This window comes from Streptomonospora alba (genome assembly GCF_000826685.1).
GTDB lineage: Bacteria > Actinomycetota > Actinomycetes > Streptosporangiales > Streptosporangiaceae > Streptomonospora > Streptomonospora alba.
The window spans coordinates 106,251-130,705 of sequence record NZ_JROO01000001.1 but is presented as its reverse complement, the minus strand read 5'-3'; the positions used below and the strand labels follow the sequence as shown (position 1 = coordinate 130,705).

Annotated in this window: 16 protein-coding genes; 13 read left to right on the top strand and 3 right to left on the bottom strand. The window is 71.5% G+C overall.

What is annotated here, in order from left to right; translation table 11 throughout:
• The first annotated feature begins 246 nt into the window (after positions 1 to 246).
• From LP52_RS00540 to LP52_RS00505, 8 genes are all read left to right on the top strand, one after another.
• On the top strand, positions 247 to 1,224 hold the full coding sequence (locus LP52_RS00540) for a conjugal transfer protein (protein ID WP_040269710.1): 978 nt from the start codon (positions 247 to 249) through the stop codon (positions 1,222 to 1,224).
• Positions 1,225 to 1,311: 87 nt separating this feature from the next.
• Positions 1,312 to 1,617 (top strand): hypothetical protein, encoded by a 306-nt coding sequence (locus LP52_RS00535; RefSeq protein WP_040269781.1) that lies wholly within the window; start codon positions 1,312 to 1,314, stop codon positions 1,615 to 1,617.
• Between the two features lie 12 nt (positions 1,618 to 1,629).
• Positions 1,630 to 7,092, top strand: coding sequence for a TcpE family conjugal transfer membrane protein (locus LP52_RS25505; RefSeq protein WP_052809262.1), 5,463 nt, complete (start codon positions 1,630 to 1,632; stop codon positions 7,090 to 7,092).
• 88 nt (positions 7,093 to 7,180) lie between these two features.
• The gene (locus LP52_RS00525) at positions 7,181 to 9,694 is read left to right on the top strand and encodes an ATP-binding protein (RefSeq protein WP_040269709.1); all 2,514 of its coding nucleotides are present in this window, start codon (positions 7,181 to 7,183) and stop codon (positions 9,692 to 9,694) included.
• Positions 9,691 to 12,141 (top strand): type IV secretion system protein, encoded by a 2,451-nt coding sequence (locus LP52_RS00520; RefSeq protein ID WP_338011602.1) that lies wholly within the window; start codon positions 9,691 to 9,693, stop codon positions 12,139 to 12,141. Before LP52_RS00525 ends, LP52_RS00520 begins: the two co-directional genes overlap by 4 nt.
• Before the next feature lie 38 nt (positions 12,142 to 12,179).
• A complete protein-coding gene (locus tag LP52_RS00515; protein WP_052809261.1) occupies positions 12,180 to 12,860 on the top strand; it encodes a hypothetical protein in 681 nt (226 codons plus the stop codon).
• Entirely contained in the window at positions 12,861 to 14,030 is a 1,170-nt protein-coding gene (locus LP52_RS00510; RefSeq protein ID WP_040269708.1) for a C40 family peptidase, read from the top strand.
• 37 nt (positions 14,031 to 14,067) lie between these two features.
• On the top strand, positions 14,068 to 14,826 hold the full coding sequence (locus LP52_RS00505) for a hypothetical protein (RefSeq protein ID WP_157036138.1): 759 nt from the start codon (positions 14,068 to 14,070) through the stop codon (positions 14,824 to 14,826).
• A 264-nt stretch (positions 14,827 to 15,090) separates the two neighbouring features.
• Here LP52_RS00505 and LP52_RS26930 read toward each other — a convergent pair whose 3' ends face one another.
• The 3 genes from LP52_RS26930 to LP52_RS00490 all read right to left on the bottom strand — a co-directional run bounded on the left by LP52_RS26930 (position 15,091) and on the right by LP52_RS00490 (position 16,965).
• Positions 15,091 to 15,333: a hypothetical protein gene (locus LP52_RS26930; protein WP_157036137.1), complete on the bottom strand. Its 243-nt coding sequence runs from the start codon at positions 15,331 to 15,333 to the stop codon at positions 15,091 to 15,093.
• A gap of 167 nt (positions 15,334 to 15,500) precedes the next feature.
• The gene (locus tag LP52_RS00495; RefSeq protein ID WP_040269705.1) at positions 15,501 to 16,556 is read right to left on the bottom strand and encodes a serine/threonine-protein kinase; all 1,056 of its coding nucleotides are present in this window, start codon (positions 16,554 to 16,556) and stop codon (positions 15,501 to 15,503) included.
• A gap of 205 nt (positions 16,557 to 16,761) precedes the next feature.
• Positions 16,762 to 16,965, bottom strand: a complete 204-nt coding sequence (locus LP52_RS00490; RefSeq protein WP_040269704.1) for a hypothetical protein — start codon at positions 16,963 to 16,965, stop codon at positions 16,762 to 16,764.
• 506 nt (positions 16,966 to 17,471) lie between these two features.
• On the opposite strand from LP52_RS00490, the gene LP52_RS00485 reads away from it, so the two are divergent.
• From LP52_RS00485 to typA, 5 genes are all read left to right on the top strand, one after another.
• Positions 17,472 to 17,735: a GntR family transcriptional regulator gene (locus LP52_RS00485; RefSeq protein WP_040269776.1), complete on the top strand. Its 264-nt coding sequence runs from the start codon at positions 17,472 to 17,474 to the stop codon at positions 17,733 to 17,735.
• A 229-nt stretch (positions 17,736 to 17,964) separates the two neighbouring features.
• A complete protein-coding gene (recD2, locus tag LP52_RS00480; protein WP_052809260.1) occupies positions 17,965 to 20,214 on the top strand; it encodes an SF1B family DNA helicase RecD2 in 2,250 nt (749 codons plus the stop codon).
• Positions 20,215 to 21,404: 1,190 nt separating this feature from the next.
• Positions 21,405 to 21,704 (top strand): hypothetical protein, encoded by a 300-nt coding sequence (locus LP52_RS00475; protein ID WP_040269703.1) that lies wholly within the window; start codon positions 21,405 to 21,407, stop codon positions 21,702 to 21,704.
• Between the two features lie 120 nt (positions 21,705 to 21,824).
• Positions 21,825 to 22,238, top strand: a complete 414-nt coding sequence (locus LP52_RS00470; protein WP_040269702.1) for a (deoxy)nucleoside triphosphate pyrophosphohydrolase — start codon at positions 21,825 to 21,827, stop codon at positions 22,236 to 22,238.
• Positions 22,239 to 22,407: 169 nt separating this feature from the next.
• Positions 22,408 to 24,294, top strand: a complete 1,887-nt coding sequence (typA, locus tag LP52_RS00465) for a translational GTPase TypA (RefSeq protein WP_040269700.1) — start codon at positions 22,408 to 22,410, stop codon at positions 24,292 to 24,294.
• The last annotated feature ends 161 nt before the right edge of the window (positions 24,295 to 24,455 follow it).

The following is a 24,455-nucleotide window of genomic DNA, read 5'->3' as shown; positions in this document are numbered from 1 at the left end:
CCGGTCGGACCGCAATCGGTGCGTTGACCGTGTCTGTTTCCTGGGTTTTGCTGGTATTGCCCGGCATGCGCTGAACGCCCCTTGCCCATGAGTCGTGCCGGTAGGTACACCGTGCGGGTCAGGCATGAAACACGGAGAGGTAGAGGCGGCCGAGATGCGTAACAATGGCGCACCATAGGTGTGGGATAGACAGGGCACCGGGAATCCGGCCGGTGGACCGCGTCCACGAGGCGATGGGGAGGCGTGATGGCTCGCAAGCCGACCGCGCGGCGCGGCGGCGGACCCGTGGAGGAGCCCGCTGAGGCGGACGACCTCTACGAGTTCGGCGGCTCTCCGCGGCGCAGTCGCCGCCCCAGCGCCGGCGCCGGCGGGCGCTGGTGGATCGGGGCCGGGCGCGCGGTGCTGTGGGCGTTCATCATCGTCGTGATCTTCAACGGCATCTGGATGCCGCTGCGCGGCGGGCTGGCCGAACCCTCGACCGACGAGGCGGGCTCGGCCGGGCAGCAGCCCGACTTCCCCAAGACGGCCGCCTCCGGCTTCGCCGCGCGCTTCGCCGGCGTCTACCTCAACACCGAGGGGCTGGAGAGCGAGGAGCGCGCCGACGCCCTCGCCGCCTTCGTCCCCGAAGGCAGGGCCGCCTCCTTCGCAGCCGAGGGCGCATCCCTCAGCGGCGACAACATCGGCGTCGTCGGAGTAGACGTCCGCGACGACGAGAACGCGGTCGTCACCGTCAGCGCCGACGTCGCCGGCGCCCCGATGAGCCTGGACGTGCCGGTCTACGCCGCCGGGCCCGACAATTTCGTCGTCTCCGGCCCGCCCGCTCTCCTCGCCGCGCCCGGCCGGGCCGAGCTGCCCTCGCCCGACACCGTCGAGACCGACGCCGCGGCCCGCGACGAACTGCTGCCCCGCCTGGAGCGCTTCTTCGGCGCCTACGCCGAGGACCCGGACTACCTCTCCGACTTCGTCGAGCCCGGAGCGCGCGTCGACCGGCTGCCCCCCGACACGCTGGAATTCGTCGAACTCGTGGACGTCGCCGTACCCGCGTCCGGTTCGGGGGACAATGATGGTCGGCAAGTCACGGCCGAGGTCGTGTGGGTCCCGGCCGAGGCCGGGGAGGACACGTCCGCCGAACTCACCCAGAGTTACGAACTCACCGTCGTCAAGGACGGGGAGAACTGGTATGTGCGAGAGATCCATGGAGCCCCGCGATCGTTCGGCGAATAGCCGCAGCGACACCCAGCAGGGCCGTAAAGCCGAGGAGACGAGGAACCATGCAACCCAGATGTGAGACGCGAGGGGACGGCGACTGACATGCACCCCCTGCTCACGGGTCTCACCCCCGCGGTCGTCGACGCCGCGGGCCCCATCGCCCTCGCCGCGACCGAGAACGCCCCGGACACCTCCGGGCTCGCGGACTTCCTCCGCGGGTTCTTCGGTCCGCTGTTCCTGGTGATCGTCTCGGTCGTGGCCATCTTCTTCCTCTTCACCAGGGAGATCACCCGATTCGCCCAATTCATCATTCTGGCGATCTTCATCGGGATCGTGTTCTACGTGCCGGGGATCATCGAGGTGACCGCGCGGGCAATCGCCCAGGCGATGGGCGTTTCGACCGAGTAGGAGGCCACAGACGTGGACCTGCCCACGTACACCAACATCTGGCGGATCGAGAAGAAGCTCTACAAGCTGTATGACTTCCGGCTTCCCCAGCCGGTCTCGGTCGTCTACATCGGTGTCCTCGTGGGCGTCGCCTTCGTCTGGGTGATGCTGCTGCAGCTGATCGGCGTCCCGGCCGAGATGCCGCTGCACGTCATCTACATCGTGCCCCCCTTTGTCATCGCCTTTCTGGCCACCCGGCCCGTCGTCGAGGGCAAGCGGCTCAGCGAGCTGATCTCCTCCCAGGCCCGCTACCTCGCGGAGCCCAAGGCGTTCACCCGGCTGCGGCCCGAGCGCGAGTCCGGCACCGTCGCGGTCACGGTGCGCGTCTGGCACCGCGACCCGCGGGCGGGACCGCTGCCCGAGGCCACCGGGGCGGCGGCCGCACGCGGGCGCACGCGCGCAGCCGATCCGGAGGAGGTGGACCGGGAACGCGTCGGGGAGGACGAAGAGCAGCCGAGCCGCCGTGCGGCGGTCGACGTGCCGCGGCGGACGGCCGACCAAGCGCCTCCGCTCGCCGAGGCGCTGCCGACCGCACGCCCGCCGGACGAGCGCGCACCGACGGTCGAGGAGGTCGAAGAGTACGCCACCGACCCGCTGTGGGGCGGCGACGCCCCGGTGCGGACGGGCGTGCCGTCGAACGGGAGCGCGCCCGATCCGGTGCCGGATCCGGGCGCGTGGGCGGACGGGCGGCGTCCCGAGCACTCGGCGCCCGAGGACGAGCGCGAGACCGAAGCCGCGGTCGGGCCCGACCCCGCAGCGCTCGGCGTCCGCTCCGCCGAGCCGGCCGAAGACGACGTGCCGGCCGAGGCGCACCCCGCAACCGCTCCGGCGTCGGCGGCCGAGGCCGCTCCGCCCGATCTGCGGCGGGAATGGGAGTGGGACTACGACCGCGACGGCGATCGCGGTGAGAAGCCCAAGCGCGGCGTCGGCCTGAGGATCCTCAACTACTTCGGGTTCGCCCTCGACAAGGCGCCCCTCCAGGCCGCGGATGCCCAGGAGGCGCAGGGCGACAGCGAGCGGGGATCCCGCGCCCGCCCGGTGACCGGACCCATCCCCGGAGCGGCCCGCACCCCCGCGGACCTCGCCGAGCGCTTGGCCGTGGCCGAGAGCCCGGCACTGAGCGACGACGAGCGGTCCCGCGCGGCCGCCGATTCCGAGCGCGCCGTCGCGGCGGCCGAACCTCCCGCGGCCGTCGACCGCCACGCGGCGCGCGACGCAGCGGCGGCCCGTCGGCGTGCCGAGGAGATGATGGCCGCGCCGATGCCCGCCGAGCGGGAGCACGGCACAGCATCCGGCGCCGCCGACGCGGAGCCCGGCGCCGCCGAGACGGAGCAGCCGGCCTCGGCCCGCGGCGGTGCGGCGGCGCCCGTGCCCGGCCCCCAGCGCCGGTTGCGCGGGCGCGCCCAGGGCATGGAGGTCGCCCGCCGCCTGGAGCGCACGCGTTCGGACGAGAGCGCGCCGGCGGAGTCCGCGCAGGCCGCTGCACCCGCCGCTCCCGCGGGGAGCGAGGCGGTGGCGGGCGCGGAGCGTGCCCGCGAGCGCGTGCCCGCGCCTCAGACCGCCGAACCCGGCCGCGCGGCGGGAGAGGCGGAACCGACCGGTCGCCCGTCGCTGCGCGAGCGCTGGGCCCAGCGCCGCCCGCACTCCGCGCCGTGGGACCTGCCCGTTCCGCTGGACAGCGCCGACTCGGACGCGCACGCAGACGACGCAGAAGCACAAGCGGGGGAGCGCCGCGACGGCGCGGCGGCCACCGGCAGCGATGTCGGCGCCGCCGCCTCCTCGACCGGGTCCGGCGCGTCGGCCAAACCGCCGTTGCAGCTGGACCACGGGACCGACGAGCACGAGAGCCTGTCCGGGGTCGTGCGCGTGTTCTTCGCGCAGTCCGACCACACCGGCCCCGGTACGGAGCGGACCGGCGAGCGTGCGCAGCACGGAGCTGATCGCACCGAGGCGGGCGCCGGCCGGTCCCCCGGTGGCGGCGCCGAACACCCGTCGAGCCCCGAGGCCGACAGCAGCGGCACCGATGAGCCGCCCGAGGCCGGTGCCGGGCCGGACACCCCGCCGGAGCGGCCGGCGCCGGGCAAGCCCTCGCTGCAGCTGGACCACGGGACGGGCGAGCACGAGGACATGTCCCAGGTCGTGCGGGTCTTCTCCGCCGCCTCCGGGCGCACCGACGAGCCGACCGAACGGCGGGATGACGCGGACGCGGCGCCGAACGACGGGTCGGCCGGTGACGCCGCGCGTCCCGCGGCCGCCTCCGGCGCTTCCGGTGCGACCGACCCGGCCGAGTCCGGCCGCCCTGCGACGGCCGTCGCCGCCGAGCCCGTCGCCGCAGAAGCCGAAGCCGGCGCGGACGGCACGCCCGAAGAGACCGCGTCCGGGAGCACCGGGACGACCGGAGCAGGCGGCGCCGAGGCGGCGCCTGCGGCTGCGGGCGGGAGCGCCGGCGACGGGGCGCAGGAGGAAGCCGCCGCGGAGTCCGCCGACCAGCGCACCGCGCAGTCCAGCGAGCGGTCGAACGAGGGTTCCCGCAACGCAGACGATCAGCTGGCGGTCCTGGACCGCTATCTCGGCCACACCGACACCCCGCCCCCGCCTCAGCCGCGCTTCGCTGAGGCCGGCGGGCACGAGCCCCGCCGACCGGTGGCCTGGTTCACCGACGCCCCCGCTCCCGCCGGCGAGGCCGAGCGCACGGCGTCTGCGGGCTCCGCAGCACCGGCGGCCGAGGGCCGCGCCGATCGCGCCGATGCGCGTGAGGGGGTCGAACCGGACGCTTCCGCGAGCCGTCCCGACGAGGCGGGTGACCCGTCGGACGGCGGCGGCGCCTCCGCGGATTCCGCCGAGTCCCCCACCCCTCGCAGCGAGGGCGACGGCGCCTTCGAGGGCGAGCGAAACGAACGGACACCCGGCGCCACAGCGCACGAGGCCGAGCCCGCCGTCGAGCAGCCGGCCGACCCGCCGACCGCCGAGCGCCGGGATGAGGAGGGCGCTCAGCCGGTCGCAACCCAGGACCGCGCCGACGAGGGCGGCGACCGCACCGCCGACGCCGGCCCGGACCGTTCCGGGCCGGATGCCGATGGCGCGCGGACCGGCGAAGGCGCCGAAACGACCGCCGAGGGCGGCGGTGCCGCTGTCGGCAGGCAGACCCTTCCGCCGCTGGCGGGCCCTCCTGTCGAGTCCGGTGCCACCCCGTCGCTTCGCGGCGCCGGCGCCCGGCAGGACGGCGACCGCGGCACCGGCCTTGCGGACGACCTCGCCGATGGAGGCGCGGAAGCACCGGGGACCGGCAGCGGCGGCGAGCCCGTCGAGAGCCTGCCCGAAACCCGCAGCGCCGCCCCCGCTGCCGAGGATCGGCCGGCGGGCGGTGCCGTCTCGGACGAGGGGGACGGCCGCGATGCGGCGGCCCGGCACTCCCTTCCGCCGCTGGCCGGTCCTCCGGACGAGGCCGACCGGGGCGTCTCGGCCCGCAGCGCCGCCCCCGCCGACAGCCGGAGCTCGGGCGACGGCCAGGGCTCTGCGGCGGGCCTTGCCGCCGACGGCGCGGACCGCGAGGCGCCCGCAGCCGCCTCCGCCCCCGACGCGGGCGACGACGTACCTGACGACGCACCCGACGAGGGGGACGGCGCTGCGACGTCGGCCGCCACGCCGGGCAAGCCCTCGCTCGAACTCGACCACGGCACCGGGGAACACGAGTCCTTCAGCCGCGTCGACACCCCGGACCGCCGGTCGTCGCCGGCCGACCTGGAGGCCGCCGAGGCCGCGGCCATCCGGGCGCGCCGAAACGGCGGCGGGCGCGACGAGTCCCCCCGCACCGACGCGGCCGGCGAGCAGCTCCAGGACCGGAGCACCACGGGGGCACCAGCGGCCTCCGCCGCCCGCTCCGGCTCCCAGCCCACCGGCACCGACGCCGCTGCCGAGAGCCCTGACAGCACTGGCAGCACTGACAGCCCCGAGGGCGCCGACAGGGCCGAAGCCGCACAGCGCGGCGACAGGTCGGACCGGCTGTCGCGCACGATCCGCTCCAGCCCCACCGGCGGCTCGCCCGCGGTGACCGCCGAACCCGCGGGCGCCGACGCTCCCGGCGGCACCGGCGCCTCGTCCTCCGCGAGCGGCGACAGGGCACACGACGCCCGCGGCGCCACCGCCGGCTCCACCGGCAACCGCCGCCCCGTCCGCAGCGCGCCGCCCGCCCACATCGACGACGGCGTCTTCGCCCGCGTCGCCCAGAACGCCCGCCGCCTCAGCCACCTCTTCGGGCAGACACCGCCCGGCACCCCGCCCGACCCGGCGCCGCAGGCCGGCGACGCGTCCGACACCTCCGCTCCGCCCGCGACCGAAGACGGTGCGCACACCGCCGAGCGCAGCTTCGCCGCGTCCGGCCCCGGCGCTCCCGCCGACGCGGACAAGCCCGAACTGCAACTCGACCACGGCACCGGCGAGCAGCAGCGGATGGGCGGAGCTCCCAACGGCGCTCCCGCCCCGCAGGCCCGCCCGGCCGATGCCGCCCGACAGGAGTCCGGCGGCGAGTCCGGCGGCACCCGCGGCTGGCGCCGCCTGGCGCGCGTGGTCACCGGCGGCTCGCAGGCGGCCGCCAAGTCCGACCTGCCCGAGGGTGACATCGGGCGGCTGCGCACCCCCCTGCCGGGCCCGCGCAACGTGGTCGTCCTCGGCTGCACCGGGGGAGCGGGCCAGACCGCCACCGCGCTCATGCTCGGCCACACCCTCGCCGCCTACCGCGACGAACGTGTCGCCGCCGTCGACGTCAACCCCGGCAGCGGCGGCCTGTCCCGGCGCATCCGCTCCGAGACCCCCGAGACGGTGACCTCGCTGCTGGCCAACGCCGACACCGTGCACACCTACGCGGGCATGCGCCGCTACACCTCCCGCCTGCAGGCCACCGGCCTGGAGGTCGTGGCGACCCTCGACGATCCCTACGTGCAGACCCTCGACGACCGCGACTACGCGGGCCTGGCCGCGCTGCTGGAGCGGTTCTACGAGGTCACCGTGCTCGACCCGGCGGCGACGGGCGTCGCACGGGCGCTGCCCGCCGCCGACGGCATGGTGCTGGTCGCGCCCGCCAGCGAGGACGCCGCGCGGGCCGTCGCCATGACCTTCGAGTGGCTCGACGGCCACGGCTACGCCGCGCTGCGCTCCACGTCGGTCGTCGTGATCAACGGGGTGAGCAAGCGCAGCCTGGCCGACGTCGACGCCGCCGAGCAGGTGGCGCGCGGCCGCTGCCGGGCCATCGTCCGGGTGCCCTGGGACGACCACCTGGCGGCGGGCAAGGTCGTCGACGTCGGAGCCCTGCGCGCCACCACCCGTCGAGCCCAGGGCGCCCTCGGCGGGGTGCTGATGCGCGGGCTGGACGGCCCCGCGAACACGGGGGCGTCCGGATCGGGCGGACCCCGGCGCAGGCCCTCGGAGACCCGCCGATGACCCCCGGCGGAACCCCGTCCCCATCCCCGCCGGGAGCCCGGGGCGAGCGCCACCAGACCACCACGCACACGATCGGGGAGGCCACTCGATGAACGGCAGCAGGAGCGGCACCCGCCTTTCGGTCCGCTACTTCGACGACCGCATCCTGCTCAGCGACGCCGAGGCCTGGGCCTACTTCCGGCTGCCCACGGTCTCCTACGAGTTCGCCACCCCCGACGAGCGCGAGGCCCTGGCCACCAACATCACCATCGCGCTTGCGGCCATCCGGATGAACGACGCCGAGGTGCACCTGCGTGTCGCCCACCGCACTTACCCCGCCGCCGAGTGGGCCACCAGGCTCGACGCCACCTCCGACTCCGGGCCCGGCTGGTTCGACTACCTCGACGAGATGTACCGGCACGTGTGGGCCAAGGACTTCTGGACCAAGGAGGTCTACCTGGGCGTGCGCCTGGGTCAGCGCGGCGGCGTGCGCGGCCAGCTCTCCCAGGGGGTCTTCGCGCAGTTCATCAGTGCCTATCAGCGCACCGAGCAGGTACTGGGCCTGGAAGACGACGCCATCGACGCCAAGGAGCTGGCCGACTGGACCGACCAGGCCGAGCGCCTCGGCCGGGCGCTGGCCGCCAGCTCGCTGCACGCCCGCCACGCCACGTCCGACGAGATCGCCTGGCTGATCCGGCACGCGGTCACCGGCACCATCGAGGAGTCCCGCCGCTCGGCCGCGGGCCGCCGGACCTGGGGCAAGGGCGAAATCGAGCAGCTGGTCGAGGGCGTGGTCCACAACGGCAGGTCCATGCTGCGGCTGGACCAGCCCACCGGCTCCACCTACGTCGCCTACCTGTCCTTCTCCCGGTTCCCCGACCTGATGCCCTTCCCCGACGGGGAGCCGTGGCTGCACTACGCCGACGCGCTGCCGTTCCCGGTGGAGCTGTCGCTGCGGATGAAGCTCATCCCGCCCGCGAAGGCCAGCAAGGACGTCGGCCGCAAGCTCGCCCACGCCCGCGACATGGACGCCCACATCCGCGAGGCCGGGGTACCCGCCCCCATCGCGCTCGCCGAGCAGATCGACGCCGCGCGCATGCTGGAGCACGGCATCACCAAGGAGCGGCTGCCGTTCGTCTACGGCTGGCACCGGCTGATGGTCTCGGCGCCCACGGAGGACCTGCTGGTGCAGCGGGTGGAGGCCGTCGTCGAGCACTACCGCGACATCGGCATCGACGTCGTCAACTCCACCGGCGACCAGTTCGCGCTGTTCTCGGAGTCGCTGCCGGGCGACAGGATCCGGCTCAACGCCTACGCCCAGCGCCAGCCCCTGCGCACCATCGCCGGCGGAATGCCCACGGCGACCATCGACCTGGGCGACCGCCGCGACTCCTCCGGATCGGGCTGGATCGGCCCCTACATCGGCGAGACCATCGGGCGGGCCCGCTCGGTCGTGCACTTCGACCCGATGGTGGCCGCGGCGCGCAACCGCCCCACCGCCATCGCGATCACCGGAGAGCCCGGCGGCGGCAAGACCACACTCGCGCTGCTGCTGATCCATCAGCTCGCGCTGCGCGGCGTCACCGTCGCGGCCATCGACCCCAAGGGCGACGCGGAGTCGCTGGTGCAGTTGCTGCAGCGGCGCGGACGCAAGGCCCGGATCATGTCCATGGCCTCGGCAGAACCGGGGCTGCTGGACCCGTTCTCCTTCGGCGACGACCTGTCCGCGCAGAAGACCATGGCCACCGAGACGCTGCGCCTGCTCCTGCCGAGAATGAGCGAGGAACGGGAATCGGCGATGATCCAGGCGGTGGCGGCCGTCGCCAACCAACCGCGGCCCAGCCTGGCCAAGGTCGTCGAGCACCTGGAGGACTCCGAGGACCCCGCGTCGCGCAACCTGGGGGCCGTGCTGCGCTCGATGTCGGAGATGCGGCTGGCGGGCCTGTGCTTCGATCCCCAAGGCGAGACGCAGATCGACACCGAAGGCTGGACCACCGTCTTCACGCTCGGCGGGCTCACCCTGCCCGACTCCGCCATCCAGCGCGACGACTACTCCTATGAGCAGCGGCTCAGCGTCGCCCTGCTCTACCTGGTCAGCCAGTTCGCCCGGCGGCTGATGAACGGACTCGACCGCCACCTCCCCAAGGCCATCTTCCTGGACGAGGCCTGGGCCGTGACCTCCACGCCGGAGGGCGCCAAGCTCGTGCCCGAGGTGTCGCGGATGGGGCGCTCCCGCAACACCGGCCTGATCCTGGTCAGCCAGAACGCCGGCGACCTCCTCAATGAGCAAGTCACCAACTGCCTGTCCAGTGTGTTCGCCTTCCGTTCCAGTGAGCGCCACGAGGTGGAGAGCGTCATGGCGCTGCTCGGGGTGGATTCCGCCGAGGAGCATCAGGCGATGCTGCGCAACCTCGGCAACGGCGAGTGCATCTTCCGCGACCTCGACGGGCGCGCTGGACGGGTCGCCGTGGACCTGGTGTCCGAGGAGCTGCTGGAGTGGCTGGACACCAACCCCACGCGGAATCGGCCGGACGACATCTCCGACGACGACGGCTCAGGCGCCGGTGCCCTGGTTGCGACGGGTGGCACCGGCGGTACCAGGAGGATGGGGCAGGACCAGTGACCAACACCGCGACGCCGACCGCCGCGTTCGACTCCGAGGACGGCTCACAGCCCTCGGCCGAAGCCCCGCCGCACCGACGCGAGCGGCGGGGCCGAGGCCGGAGGCGCTTCAAGCGCAACCTGGTGATGGCCGGGATGATGCTGGCGTTCTTGATGACGCCTCTCAGCAGCGCCCAGGCCGCCCCGGTGTGCGAAGGGGAGCCGGCGCCTCAGCCGGAGGCCGCAGGGAGCGGAGCGGACGGGTTGCTGGTGCCGCCGCAGGCCGCGGAGACCGCGGCGTCCTCCCCTGACGGCCTTCCTCCGGACTCCAGTCTTTACGGCCAGTACGGGACCGCGGGGCAGCAATGGCACGTGATCCGCGAATCCTGCGTCGACAAGATGGGCTCGGCTGCCGTTGCGACGCTGAGCAATACGACATGGAACCTGTCGAAGACGATCAACCAGTCGACGATCACTGTCTATCAGGCGGCGTTGTCCAATGAGCTCCTTGACAGTTTCAACCGTATGGTCGCCGACATCGTTGTGGAGTTGCGTGAGGGGATCTGGCGTCCACTGCTTCCTACGGTGATCATACTGGGGGCCGTGTGGCTGGGCTGGTACGGACTGATCCGAAAGCGGGTCACGCTTACTCTGGAAAGTGCGATCTGGATGGTTGTGGCCACGGCGCTCGGAATGTGGATTCTGGTCAATCCTCTGCAGATACTCGGTTATGCGGGGACCGTGGTCAACTCGGGTAGTCAGTTGGTGAACAGTTCTATATCCAGGATCACTCCACCAGGCGGTGCCGATACGTGTCCACGCGGGGCTGAAGAGGTTCAGAAAGCTGATTGGGAAAGCCAGAACGATTTCGCAATCCGTCAAAACTCCCAGATGCTCTGGTCGGGCCTGGTATGCCAGCCCTGGATCGCAGGACAGTTCGGATCGGTGGCCGGATCGTCCACGGCCGAGCGTGAGCATGGCATGGCACTCCTCGAAGCCCAGGCCTTCAGTCGGGTTGAGCAGCAGCAGATCACCCAAGGTGAGACCGATGCGGCGGAGCTGGCCCAGGAGAAGCAGGAGCAGTACGAGCAGATAGCGTCGGAAATCGAATCCAACTACCCGCAGATCTATCCCCTGTTCGAGGGGGAGCAGCAAGGGAACCGGCTGGGTGTCGCCACGCTCGCGCTCTTCGCTTCATTGTTTGCTGGCGGGCTCATTCTTGCAGGTTCCGTAGCGCTGATCGTGCTGAAAATCGGGTTTCTGTTGCTCCTGCTTTTCTCTCCGGTTTTCCTGCTGATTGGAATCCACCCCGGTTATGGCAGGACGGTGTTGCTGCGGTGGTTTGAAATGACGCTCGGTCTACTCCTGAAGCAAGTGTTTATCGTCCTCCTGATATCGGTCCTTGTCCTGTGCTACGGCATGGTCATCGGGTCCTCGCTGGGCTGGGGGCTGCAGATGATTCTGCTTGCCCTGTTCACGCTGGCGCTGTTCATCTACCGGCGACCGTTCGCCCACCTGTTCCAATCGGTAAACGCCAACACCTTCACCTCCAGGATGGTGAGCGACGCCGTATCCAGCAGTGCCCTGAGCAAGAGTTCGAATGTCCTTCCACCCGTGGCCTACATGCGGGCCCAGAAGTGGGGGCTCAAGCGGAGCCCTCAGCTCGCCGGAGCGGCCGCTGCAGTGCCGACCGGTGGAGCGGGAGCGGCCGCCGGTGCCGCGGAGGCGGCCGAGCCGTCACGCGGCGGTGGGAGCACGCAGGAAGCGGCCGAAGCGGCAGGAGGCCGCGCTCGCGGCGATGTGGGACGCGCACGTGCGAGTGCGGGCTACGGCCGCGTCCGCGGCGACTCGGCGCCGCCACCCCTCAAGCTCGGGCAGGACGGCGAACGAGGGCAGCAGCGGGCCGCGGCGGCCGGCCGCTCAACCGCGGAGGCTCCCCGGCTCAGCGAAGCCGCGTCTGGAGGGACGGCTCGTGGCAGCGCCCGCGCGGCTTCCTCCGGCTCGGGGAGCATTCCGCCACGTCCCGCGGGCGGCTACACGGGGACCGGCGACACCGGCTGGGCCTCCGTGTTCGGCCGCGGAGGCGGCGGCGAGCAGCGATCGGCTCCGCAGCGGACCTCCGCCGACGAGGCTCCGCCGAGTGGCGGCGGTTCCCGCCGCGCCGATCCCGACTCCGGTGCCGGCATATTCCGCGGCCGCGAAGCCACACCTCCGCGAGGCAGCGTCAACCGCGGCTCCCGGTGGGGCGGCCCTCGCTCGAAGCCGGGGCGCAGCGCGCCGCCGCCGCGTGAGCCGCGCCGACCGCGTTCCGCCCCGTCGAACGGCTCCGGTGACGGCGGCAGCTGGCTCACCGGATCGGGCGACAAGAAGAACGACGCCCCCAGCAGTCCCTTCTGGACCGGTGCGGAGTCCCAGCGCCGCCGGGACCTCCGGCGCGATGTGCCGTTCTGGTTGCGGGACGAGGACTGAACGAACCGCCATGACCGCCCTCGACAGGAACCCCCGCCATGCCCCGATCGCTCAGTGAAGGTCAGCAGCGCCTCGTGTTCGGCGCCCTCGTCGTCGTGCTCGTGGCCTTCGGTATCTATTTGAGCCTGGGCGGGTGGGGCGCCGGCTCCGACGACGAGGCGGAGTCCGGATCCGAGCCGGCTAGCGCGAGCGGCGATGAGAGCGGCTCGGAGAACGTCGCGCCGCCGAGCCCGATCCCGACCACGGCCGCCCAGAACATGCAGGTGATGGACTGGTTCCCCTTCAGCGAGGAGGAGTTCAAGGCCGCCGCCGCCACGGCGCAGGAGTTCGCCCGGGCCTACGGCACCATCGACTACGCGAAGTCGCCCGAGGACTACTACGCGGGCATGCAGGAGTTGGCGACGGACGACTACGCCCAGACCCTGGCCCAAAGCTCCGGTGCCAGCGCCCGATGGCAGGACATGGCCGAGCAGGAGGCCGTCGCCGAAGGGCGAGCGAACATCGAGGCCGTCCGGGCGTTCGGCGACGATTCCGTGACATTCGTGGTGAAGGCGCAGTCGATCACCGAAGGCAGCGACGGCGCCACCGAGGACCTGGGCGAGTTCGCCGTCACCGTCTCGGACGAGGGCGGAGAGTGGCGAGTCTACGATTTCCAGCCCGCCGATGCCGGCAACCTCGGTGACGTCCCCACTGAGTCGGGAGATGCGGCAGGTGACTGAATGATCTCTCTGTTCGCCGGACCGGCGGCGTGGAAGGCGGACACGGGGTCGTGTGCGACCCGACTGGCGATCGCCGTGGGTCTGTTCCTGCTCGGAGCGATCGTGGTCGGCGTCGTCATCGTGCCCATGACCGCACTGAACCCGGGGATCATCAACGCCGTCGGCGGGCTGCAGTGCACCGCCGACCAAACAGCAGACCAGGCGGAGAGCAGCGGATACGCCGAGGACTCCATCCCGGAGAACTACCTGGACATCTACCGCTCCGTCGGCGAGGAGAAGGGCATTCCCTGGAACATCCTCGCCGGAGTCGGTCAGGTCGAGAGCAAACACGGCCGCTGGGAAGGGCCGGGCATCACCGAGGGCCACAACGACTGGGGCGCCGCGGGCCCCATGCAGTTCGGCGCACTCGACGGCTCGGCAGCGGGCAACAGCTGGGGCGGCGAGCCGATCATGGACGCCGACGACCGGCCCGAGGAGGGTTACGGGCAAGACGGCAATGACGACGGGGTCGTGAACGTCTACGACCCCGCCGACGCGATTCCCGCGGCGGCCGACTACCTCATCGCCCACGGGGCCCGCGAGAACATGGACCAGGCGATCTACGGCTACAACCACGCGTGGTGGTACGTCGACGACGTCAAGAGCTGGGCCGGTCGGTACTCCGACGGCGACTTCGAAACCAGCGGCTCCGTCCAGCAGGCCGTCAACTGCGAACTCAACACCAAGGGAGAGCCGATCGGCCAGGCGCCGAGCGATCAGGCGCAGGCGGTCGTCGACTGGGCTCTGGACCAGCGAGGAAAGCCCTATGTTTGGGGTGCTGTGGGGCCCGACGCATTCGACTGCTCGGGACTGACGAGCAGCGCCTACGCGAGCATCGGCGCTTCCATCCCGCGGGTGTCACAGGACCAGTGGGCCTTCGGGCCGAAGATCCCCGAAGGCGAGGAGCAACCCGGCGACCTGGTGTTCTTCAAAGTGGGCGGTCCTGGAGGAATCCCCGGGCACGTAGGCATGGTCATCGGCGACGGGCTCATGGTCGAGGCGTGGTGCACCGACTGCGGGCCTATCGCCGTGCACGAGTACGATACTCCCGGTCGGTCCCCCATCCTGGGATTCACCCGCCCCTTGGAGCATCCCGACGTGAAGGCGCAACTGGGCGACCGGGCACAGTAGACGTCGCTCGCCCCCTTGTCACTGCTGAGGACCGAAAATGCCTGAAGAGAAAGCCGCGCCGAAGAAGAAGCAGGGGATCCATGGATGGCGCGCTTTCTTCCTCATGTTCGGCTGTGGCACCACAGCTGCTCTGCTCGTTATCGGCGTATTCGTCGGATCGGTGCGCTTGCTGACGGATACAGTGACGGGACCTGCAGCCTCTGATGAGCGATCCTCACTCCCGTCCAGAGAACCACGGGAGTCCATGAAGCCTGGGCTTCTCGACCTCTGCGGCGCCATGGACGATGATGTGCTGAAGACGGGACTTTACCCGAGGCGCCAGGACGAGGTGAGCAGTCCTCCAGACTCGGCCACCCTTACTCCTGAGCCTTCCTCGGGGTTCAGGACCGTGGAAGACGAATGCTCATGGCTCATATCCCCGGACGGCTTGACTGACTGGCGCTTAGAGCTCTCCTACGAAGCGTACGTCGAATCGTATGGCGATACTCCGGTGCGTGATCGAGCCAAGACCGTCATGAAGTCGATCGAGGAGGACTACGCTTCCCAGTACGGAAGTGAGTACGAATCCCCTGGTAAGAGTACGTGGGGGGATCGAGCGACGGTATTCTATATGCCGGGTGGAGCTCCGGAGGGCTCAGAGTACTCGGTGATCATGCGCAAGAAGGGCGTTGTCTGCGAACTGAGCTACAAGCCGGTGGAGAATGGGGCTGAAGCCGACGAAGAGGCTTTTCAGGCCCAAGCCGATCCGGCGGCAAGAGCTTTGTCTGATGAGATCCACTTCCTTCTTCCCGACTGACCGTTCCTTTCGCCGAGTTATCCACACCCCCTCGATCGCGCTGGCGCCCCGCCTCCCTCCCCATGACCCTTGAAGCATGGTCTTCAAGAAGTCACTCCCCTGCCGCGGCGACGACGCCGTGGCCCTCTTCGCCGCTGCTCAGTTCGGGCTCATCAGCCGGGAACAGGCCCGGCGGGCCGGGCTCTCCGCTCAGGACATCGGCGGCCACCTGCGCCGCGGGACCTGGGCCCGTACTCCCCACCGGGGCGTGTTCCGGGTGCTGGGCTACGGCGCGCTGGCCTCGCCGCTGAAACGGGCTGTGGTCGCCGCGCAGTTGGCGCTGGCTCCCGGCGCGTTCGCCTGCCGGGAGACCGCCGCCCGGCTGTGGCGGCTCGACGGGCTTTCGCCCTGGGACGGGCGCACCGTCGACATGGCGCTGCGGTGCCGGCCGCGGTCCTCCCGATCCCGGGCGGTGTCCTCGGCGGTGCGGATCCACTCGCTGCGCGTCTCCGAAGGAGAGATCGCCACCCGGGCTCCGATCCGCCTGACCGTGGTCGGGCGGACGCTGCAGGACATGGCGGCGTGCAGCGGCAGGCGCACGCGCACACGGCTACGCGGGTCGGCGGTCGGGCGCGGCCTCGTCGTCTCCGGGGAGGCGGTGGGGCTTGCCCGGTGTGAGCGTCCGCCGCCCGCAGTCATCGCGGCGACCACATCCACGGGCGTTCCCGGGGCGGCCGGGGCAGCCGCACCGCGACCTCGGTCCAGTGGGTGCGCAGCAACTCGCGGACCGCTGGGGGCAGCGCGGCGGCGGTCGAGGTCGGTTCCCCGCCCCCCGCGGCGATCACCTCGCGCAGGAGCCGTGTGGAGTCCGGCCGCTGTGCGGGGTCTTTGGACAGCGCTGCCAGTACGAGGGGCTCCAGCTCGGCGGGCAGCCGATCGAGGTCGGGCTCCTCCCGCAGCACCCGGCGGGCGAGTTCCTTGGGGTGGCCGTGGCCGAACGGGTTGTGGGCAGCCGCCGCGAACGCCACGAGGCAGCCCCACAGGAACACGTCGGAGCGGTCGGTCGCGGGTTCGTGCCGGTACTGCTCGGGGCTGATCCAACCGGGCGTGCCTACGCGGTCGCGGGGTGCCGCGTTGCGGTCCTCGTCGCCGGGGAGCTTTTCCGGTTCGGGCAGGCCCAAGCGCCGCACGGCCTGCCGGAACCGGCGCAGCCGTATCCAGCGGGTGGGGTCCTCGCGTGTGGTGGGGCGGGCGATTCCGAAGTCGAGGATCTTGGGCCCCGACGGCGCGATGACCACGTTGCTCGGTTTGAGGTCGCGGTGGACGATCCCCACCGAGTGCACGCCCCGGATCGCCTCCGCGGCGCCCGCGGCGAGCCCGATCAGCATGCCGCCGCGCAGCGGCCCGTGCCGCTCGACGTAGTGGCGCACCGTCGGGCCGGGGACGTATTCGGTGGCCAGCCACGGGGGCTCGGCCTCCACGTCGGCCTGGACGAACCGGGCCACGCAGGGGCTGTTCACACGCGCCAGCAGCCGCGCCTCGTGTGCGAACTGCCGACGGAACTCCGGGGTGGCGGCGTACGCGCCGTTGATGACCTTCACCGCCAGGTAGCCGCGGATGCCCGGTGCCGTACCGGCGTAGACGGTACCCATCCCGCCGGCGCCGACGCGGCCCACCAGCTCGTAGCCGCCGACCTCCGCCGGATCGCCGGGGAGCAGCCGACTCAGGCGCCGCGTCCCCCGGGCCTTCATGGCGCCTCCCAAGCAGCTCGCAGACGTGCCCGCGCCTTCCCGTCCGTCCCCGCCCCCTTTCGACCGCGAAGCACTCGACGGAGTGAGCGGGGGGCGGGGGAGCGGGGACGAGACGGGCGGTGCTGTGCGCGTTTCAGTGGACGGGAGTCTAGCGCCGAGCCCTCGATTCGAGCCCACGTCCGAACCGGTGGATTCGGCCTCCGGACTACCCTTCGGCGCCGTCGAGCAGGGCGGTGAGGCGGCGCCTGATCTCCAGGGCGGCTTCGCGGGCACGGCCGAACCAGAAGACGTGGTCCTCCGTCGCCTCGACCATCTCGTCGAGCAGGTCACGCAGTGCCAGTCGTTCGGCATCGGTCAGCGCGTACGCGACGGGTGGAGTCGCCGCTCCGCGCAGCTCGTCGGCGCTCATACCGCCACCCCCGCCATGGGGCCGCGAAGTCCAGGCTGCCGACCCACGAGCTCAAGCGTCCCGGCGAACGCGCGGACACCGGTGAACCGGTGCCTGCGACGAAGCGCGGCGAGCGCGTAGGGGCGGACCGAGGGAGCGCGCGTCCGGCACACAGTCCCGACGTCGGGCGCCGGCGCTGCGGGAAGGGGCGCGTAGGGGCGGACCCGTGCGTGGTATGTCGTGCGGATGGTCGACCTCCGGTCGACGCGTTCCGCACGCGGCATCACGTGCAGCCCTTTCGAGGGGCGGATAAGGCGTACCGGTAGGCATATCAGAGCAATAAGGTGGCACACGTCAAGCGCTCCGATCGCTTGGCCGGGCCCGGGGAAGTAGCCGCTTCCGCCGGGCCGCTTTGATGTTGTCAATCGAACTGTACCCTACTGATCCATGGTGTACTCGCTGATCTTTGGTGGTCCATGCACTTCCCCGAAAGAATCCGGTGACCCGTGCTGGTGCACTCTGTCCGCATGGACTTGCCGACCGGTTACGGGCCCGATACTGAGATCGACCACGAGGGCATGGACCCTGTGTGGCTGCAACTGGCAGCGATCCTTGCGGCTCGTATCGAGGCAGGCCGCTATGCACCCGGGCGGCCTATCCCGTCGTTGAATCAGCTCCGGCAGGAGTTCGAGGTGGCACGGGGGACCGCCGTCAAGGCCACGGATTACCTCGTGGAAGGCGGGCTTGTTCGTGCCGTGCACGGGCGGGGCGTCTACGTGCTTCCCAGGTAACCGCGCAACGTTCACCTCTGGCCCGCCGAACCTAATCCCCGAGCCGTGGTCCCCGCTGCGGGTGGTTCCCGGAGGGTGCCTCGCCTTCGGCGCTCGCCTGCTCACCGTTCTTCAAGCTCACCGTGACGGGCACCGTGTCCCGTCGCCTTCGCGCCTTCCGCCGCACTCGCCCGTATGTCGTCCGCAGGCGGCATCATGGGTGGACCGAGGTTGTGGAAGGGGTGTCCTGATGGCCCAGCGGTCGGGCCGGGGCGGCGGTTCCGGTGAGCGCGGCGGGTTCCGGCCGACGGTGCTCGAAGGCGTCCTGGAGCGCATCACCTACGCCAACGAGGAGACCGGCTACACGGTCGCCAAGATCGACAACGGCCGCGGCGGAGGCGGAGAGCTGACCACGGTGGTCGGCGCGCTGCTGGGCGCCCAGCCCGGGGAGTCGCTGCGGCTGGAGGGGCGCTGGGGCTCCCACCCCCAGTACGGCCGCCAGTTCATGGTCGACAACTACACCACCGTCCTGCCCGCCACGGTCCAGGGCGTGCGCCGCTACCTCGGGTCCGGCCTGGTCAAGGGGATCGGGCCGCGGCTGGCCGAACACATCGTGGACCACTTCGGCGTCGACGCCCTCGACGTCATCGAGCAGACCCCCGAGCGCCTCATCGAGGTACCGAAGCTGGGCCCCAAGCGGACCAAGCTGATCGCCGACGCCTGGGAGGAGCAGAAGGCCATCAAAGAGGTGATGGTCTTCCTGCAGGGAATCGGGGTCACCACCTCGCTCGCTGTGCGCATCTACAAGAAGTACGGCGACTCCTCCATCTCGATCGTCCGCAACGAGCCCTACCGACTGGCCACCGACGTGTGGGGGATCGGTTTCAAGACCGCCGACACCATCGCCCAGGCCGTCGGCATCCCGCACGACAGCCCGGAGCGGGTGATGGCCGGCATCCAGTTCACGCTGTCGGAGTCCACCGACGACGGCCACTGCTACCTGCCCGAGGAGCGGCTGATCGCCGAGGCGGTGAAGATCCTGCAGGTCGACTCCGCTCTGGTGATCGAGTGCCTGGCCCGGCTGGTCGCCGAGGAGGGCGTGGTCTCGGAGAAGGTCGTGGGCCCTGACGGCGAGGAGACGACCGCCGTCTACCTGGTGCCCTTCCAGCGGGCCGAGGAGGCGCTCGCGGGGCAGTTGCGCGGGCTGCTGAACGCCTCGGCCGACCGCATGCCCGCCTTCGCCGACGTCGATTGGGACGTGGCGCTGGACTGGCTGAGCCGGCGCACCGGCGCCGATCTGGCCGAGGAGCAGCGGAACGCGGTCAAGCTGGCGCTGAGCCGCAAGGTCGCGGTTCTGACGGGCGGTCCGGGATGCGGCAAGTCCTTCACCGTCGCCTCCATCATCACCCTGGCCGCCGCGAAGAAGCACAAGATCGTCCTGGCGGCCCCGACGGGCCGCGCGGCCAAGCGGCTGACCGAGCTGACCGGCCACGAAGCCTCTACGGTGCACCGGCTGCTGGAGCTCAAGCCGGGCGGCGACGCCTCCTACGACCGCGACAATCCGCTGGACTGCGACCTGCTGGTGGTCGACGAGGCGTCCATGCTCGACCTGCTGCTGGCCAACAAGCTGGCCAAGGCGGTCCCGCCGGGCGCGCATCTGCTGCTGGTCGGCGACGTGGACCAGCTCCCCTCGGTGGGTGCCGGACAGGTGCTGCGCGACCTGCTGGACGAGCGCTCGCCACTGCCGCGGGTGCGGCTGACACACGTGTTCCGTCAGGCCCAGGAGTCGGGCGTGGTGACCAACGCGCACCGGATCAACACGGGAACCCCGCCGCGGTTCGAGGGGATGTCGGACTTCTTCCTGTTCCCCAGCGAGGAGACCGAGGCCACGGCCGAGCTGACCGTCGACGTGGTCGCCAACCGCATCCCGCGCACGTTCGGCCTGGACCCGCGGCGCGACATCCAGGTGCTGGCGCCCATGCACCGAGGGCCGGCCGGCGCGGGCAATCTCAACGTGCTGTTGCAGCAGGCTCTGACGCCCTCGCGCGAGGGCGTGGCCGAACGCCGGTTCGGCGGCCGGATCTTCCGCGTCGGCGACAAGGTCACCCAGATCCGCAACAACTACGACAAGGGCGCGAACGGCGTCTTCAACGGCACCCTCGGCGTCATCGCAGGCATCGACAGCGTGGAGCAGTCGGTGGCGGTGCGCACCGACGAGGACGAGGACATCGCCTACGACTTCGCCGAGCTCGACGAGCTGGTGCACGCCTATGCCGTGACGGTCCACCGCTCGCAGGGCAGCGAGTATCCGGCCGTGGTCGTACCCGTCACGACCAGCGCGTGGATGATGCTGCAGCGCAACCTGCTCTATACGGCGATCACGCGCGCCAAGCGGCTGGTCGTGCTGGTGGGCTCGCGCCGCGCGCTGGCCCAGGCGGTGCGCAACGCGGGCGCGGGGCGGCGGTTCACGGCTCTCGCGCAGCGTCTGGCCGATTTCTGACTGCGGTCCCGAACCGTTGATTCGGCACGCTGCGCATGAGAAACCCTGGAAGGGGAGCGAATGTCTCCGATGTCTGAAAAAGCATACCAAGCTGCTACATTCCTTCGCCTCTTTCGTGGCATAACAGACGATTCGGGCGCACTTCAGTAATAGGTGTCTCGTGTCAGCCAACGGATTCGTATAAGTGGACAACTGAAATATTGGGGGATATCCAGTACCGTGTTCGGAGTCGGGCAGCGGCACAGCCCCCTCTCCCCGTGCCGCCGCCCGCGGGCCGTGGTCGCGTTCGATCCCTCCCGGACGACGACCGGGCCGGTCGGGGCCGCCGCCTTCTCCGAGGGCGGGTGCGCGAGCGCACTCGTCCGGGTGTCGTGAAAACGGAGTTCGGCGGCGGCCCCGGCCCCGACCGCGGCGATCCGTTTTTCAGGTTTCCACCCCGCGTTCTGGGGCCATTGAATAGGCTCCCGTTATGAAGCGGAAACCGGACGGGAATCCGCGGTTCGGCGGAGTGGTCGTGCCCGCATCCGGTGCCGGAACCGGCGTTCGGCGCCGACCGGCCGCCGGGGCACCCGCACCGCGCCGCCGCCGCGTCGCAGCGGGAGGGCCGCCATCGGCACGGCGACCCGTGTCCGCCGCTGCGCCCAGCTCCCTCCGGCCCCTCTTCCGGCCGCCGCACCGCAGCACCCTCCCCGATCGGCCGCCGCGCGGCGACCGATCGGCGGTGCAGGCGCGCCGCGACGCAGTCCCATCGGACGCCGACGTTCCCGCCACTCCCCCCCGGGGAGCGTCGCTCCGCCTCGGGCGCCGCCTCCACCGGCGCCCGAGGACTGCGCCTGTGATCGGCCGTGCGGGAGCCACCCGCGCGCCCACGGCCCGTCGCCGCGGTCTTTAGCGGCCCTGGTCCAGGCACCAGCGTTGATCTTGTACCTACGGTCATTGTGAGCGATCACATGTGACCGTAGGTACAAGATCAACGGGCCCCGGCGGCGCGCAGGAAGCGCCGGGCACGCGCCGCCGCCGCGCGGCCGCCCCTTGACCGAGTCGTGACCGAATCGACTGTGGCCGTTTACGGGCGGCCGGATACGGGGATTAGCGACGTCGACGACAGGCGCGCCCGGCCGCGCCGTGCCGCAGCATCGCCGCAGCGGGCATCCGTGCCCGCAGGTGCCGACTGGAAAGGTCCTTCCTCCGTGGGTAGCCTCTCGACGATCTCCGCCGCAGCTCCAGCGACCTCCGCCGAAGCCGTCGCCCGGTTGCGCGACCGCCTGTCCGAATCGGGCGGCCAGCGGCTCTACGGCGGTGCGCTGGGTCGGGTGGCGATGCTCTCCCTGCGCAGCGGCCTGACGGTGTGGTGCTGGGGCGGTCTGTTCCGCTGGCGAGAGGACGGCGGCGCACAGTCCACCCACCCCGCCGCCGATCCCGAGGGCGCCGCCCGCCGCCTGGGCGCCGAGGCCGGCGGCCGTGCGGAGCACACCCGCATGGCGGCCTGACCCCTGCGGCTTGGCGATCGCGTGCGTAGGGTCGTCCTGGCGCCGGGAACGGCAGGGGAGGCGCTCGTGCCGGGCGGGGTCCGCGGATCGGCGGGGTGCGGGCGCGGCTAATCTTGGCTCGTGCCCCACTCCCAGATCGTCGTCGGCGCCGCGATCGTCCGCGACGGCGCGGTGCTCGCCGCTCAGCGGTCCCATCCCCCGGTGATGCGCGGGCGCTGGGAGCTTCCCGGCGGCAAGGTCGATCCCGGCGAGTCCGACACCCGCGCCCTCGTGCGCGAGTGCGAGGAGGAACTGGGCGTGCGCATCGAGCCGGTGCGCCGGATCGGCGGCGACGTCTCCTTTCCCGTCCGCGACGACGGTTCGGCCGCCGTGCTGCGGGTGTGGCTCGCCGAGCTGCCCGCGGACGGGCCCGAACCCCGTGCGCTGGAGCACCTCGCGCTGCGCTGGTTGGATGCCGGCGGGCTCTGCGGCGTCGACTGGCTGCCCGCCGACGTCCCGTTCCTGACCGACATCCGGCCGCATCTGCGCGGTTGAGGCCCCCGCCCCGGCGCCCGCCGCGCCGCCTGCGCAGGCCCCGAGCCGTGCCCGGACCTCCGGTATCCGCTGACCTGGCGGTTTTCCCGCCTACTCGGCAGTGCCGCATAAACTGGAAGCGTGCCGCGGGAGTCGCGGCCTTCCCACCACATGAGATCGAGACACTCGCATGTCCAGCGACCAGCCTGTCGAAGGCTCCGCACGTAGGACTGACATCCGCAACGTCGCCATCGTCGCCCACGTCGATCACGGCAAGACCACTCTCGTCGACGCCATGCTCTGGCAGTCCGGCGTCTTCCGTGAGAACCAGGACGTCGACGAGCGCGTGATGGACTCCAACGACCTCGAGCGCGAGAAGGGCATCACCATTCTCGCCAAGAACACGGCGGTCCACTACACCACGCCCCAGGGCGACGACGTCGTCATCAACATCATCGACACCCCCGGCCACGCCGACTTCGGCGGCGAGGTCGAGCGCGGCCTGTCCATGGTCGACGGCGTGGTGCTGCTGGTCGACGCCAGTGAAGGGCCGCTGCCCCAGACCCGGTTCGTGCTGCGCAAGGCGCTCGCTGCCAAGCTCCCGGTGATCCTCGTCATCAACAAGGTCGACCGGCCCGACAGCCGCATCGCCGAGGTCGTCGACGACGCCTACGAGCTCTTCATGGACCTCGGCGCCGACGAGTCCCAGATCGAGTTCCCGATCGTCTACGCCTGCGCCCGCGACGGCCAGGCCTCCCTGGAGCGCCCGGCCGACGGGACCGCGCCCGACAACGGCACCCTCGTGCCGATGTTCCACACGCTGCTCGACACGGTCCCCGCACCGGAGTACACCCCCGGCGCCCCGCTGCAGGCCCACGTCACCAACCTGGACGCCTCGCCGTTCCTCGGCCGCCTGGCGCTGTGCCGGGTGCACCAGGGCGAGATCCGAAAGGGCCAGCAGGTCACCTGGATCAAGAGCGACGGCAGCACGCAGAACGTGCGCATCACCGAGATGCTGATGACCGAGTCGATGGAGCGCAAGTCCGTCGACAAGGCGGGCCCCGGCGACATCATCGCCATCGCGGGCATCCCCGACATCATGATCGGCGAGACGCTCGCCGATACCGAGGACCCGCGCCCGCTTCCGCTGATCACCGTGGACGAGCCGGCCATCTCCATGACCATCGGTACCAACACCTCGCCGCTGGTGGGCAGGACCAAGGGGGCCAAGGTCACCGCCCGGCTCGTCAAGGACCGCCTCGACCGCGAGACCATCGGCAACGTCAGCCTGCGCGTGCTGCCTACCGAGCGCCCCGACACCTGGGAGGTCCAGGGCCGCGGCGAGCTCGCGCTGGCGATCCTGGTCGAGCAGATGCGCCGCGAGGGCTACGAGCTGACCGTCGGCAAGCCGCAGGTGGTCACCCGCGAGATCGACGGCAAACTGCACGAGCCCATCGAGCGGCTCACCGTCGACGCGCCCGAGGACTACCTGGGTGCCATCACCCAGCTGCTCAGCGTCCGCAAGGGGCGTATGGAGCAGATGACCAACCACGGCACCGGCTGGGTGCGCATGGACTGGCTGGTGCCCTCGCGCGGCCTCATCGGGTTCCGCACCGAGTTCCTCACCGAGACCCGCGGCACCGGCATCGCCCACCACGTCTTCGAGGGCTTCGAGCCGTGGTTCGGCGACCTGCGCACCCGCCCCACCGGTGCGCTCGTGGCCGACCGCACCGGCAAGGCCATGACCTTCGCCATGTTCAACCTCCAGGAGCGCGGCGTGCTGTTCGTCGAGCCGGGCACCGAGGTGTACGAGGGCATGATCGTGGGCGAGAACTCCCGCGCCGACGACATGGACGTCAACATCACCAAGGAGAAGAAGCTCACCAACGTGCGCTCCTCCTCGGGTGAAGAGCTGGAGCGCCTGGTGCCGCCGCGGCGGCTGTCGCTGGAGCAGGCCCTGGAGTTCTGCAGCGAGGACGAGTGCGTCGAGGTGACGCCGGACGCGGTGCGCATCCGCAAGGTCGTGCTCGACTCCAAGGAGCGCGGCCGGATGGCCGCCCACAAGAAGCGCGGCTGAGCCGGAGCGGGACCCCGCATCCGCCCGGCGCCGCTGTTCGCCGGACCCGGCCGCCCGGTCGGTTCCGGCGGGCGGGGCCGCCGCGGGGCCGGATCGCCCTTCCCACAAGGGCCGGGGCGCCCCGCCGTCCACAGGGATGGGCATTCCGTGGCGCCGCCGGG

Excerpts from the sequence above, each read along its gene's own strand:
- LP52_RS00540 (WP_040269710.1), top strand. The coding sequence starts at position 247 with ATGGCTCGCAAGCCGACCGCGCGGCGCGGCGGCGGACCCGTGGAGGAG.
- LP52_RS00535 (WP_040269781.1), top strand. The coding sequence starts at position 1,312 with ATGCACCCCCTGCTCACGGGTCTCACCCCCGCGGTCGTCGACGCCGCG.
- LP52_RS00525 (WP_040269709.1), top strand. The coding sequence starts at position 7,181 with ATGAACGGCAGCAGGAGCGGCACCCGCCTTTCGGTCCGCTACTTCGAC.
- LP52_RS00515 (WP_052809261.1), top strand. The coding sequence starts at position 12,180 with ATGCCCCGATCGCTCAGTGAAGGTCAGCAGCGCCTCGTGTTCGGCGCC.
- LP52_RS00510 (WP_040269708.1), top strand. The coding sequence starts at position 12,861 with ATGATCTCTCTGTTCGCCGGACCGGCGGCGTGGAAGGCGGACACGGGG.
- LP52_RS00505 (WP_157036138.1), top strand. The coding sequence starts at position 14,068 with ATGCCTGAAGAGAAAGCCGCGCCGAAGAAGAAGCAGGGGATCCATGGA.
- LP52_RS00495 (WP_040269705.1), bottom strand. The coding sequence starts at position 16,556 with ATGAAGGCCCGGGGGACGCGGCGCCTGAGTCGGCTGCTCCCCGGCGAT.
- LP52_RS00490 (WP_040269704.1), bottom strand. The coding sequence starts at position 16,965 with ATGAGCGCCGACGAGCTGCGCGGAGCGGCGACTCCACCCGTCGCGTAC.
- LP52_RS00485 (WP_040269776.1), top strand. The coding sequence starts at position 17,472 with ATGGACTTGCCGACCGGTTACGGGCCCGATACTGAGATCGACCACGAG.
- recD2 (WP_052809260.1), top strand. The coding sequence starts at position 17,965 with ATGGCCCAGCGGTCGGGCCGGGGCGGCGGTTCCGGTGAGCGCGGCGGG.
- typA (WP_040269700.1), top strand. The coding sequence starts at position 22,408 with ATGTCCAGCGACCAGCCTGTCGAAGGCTCCGCACGTAGGACTGACATC.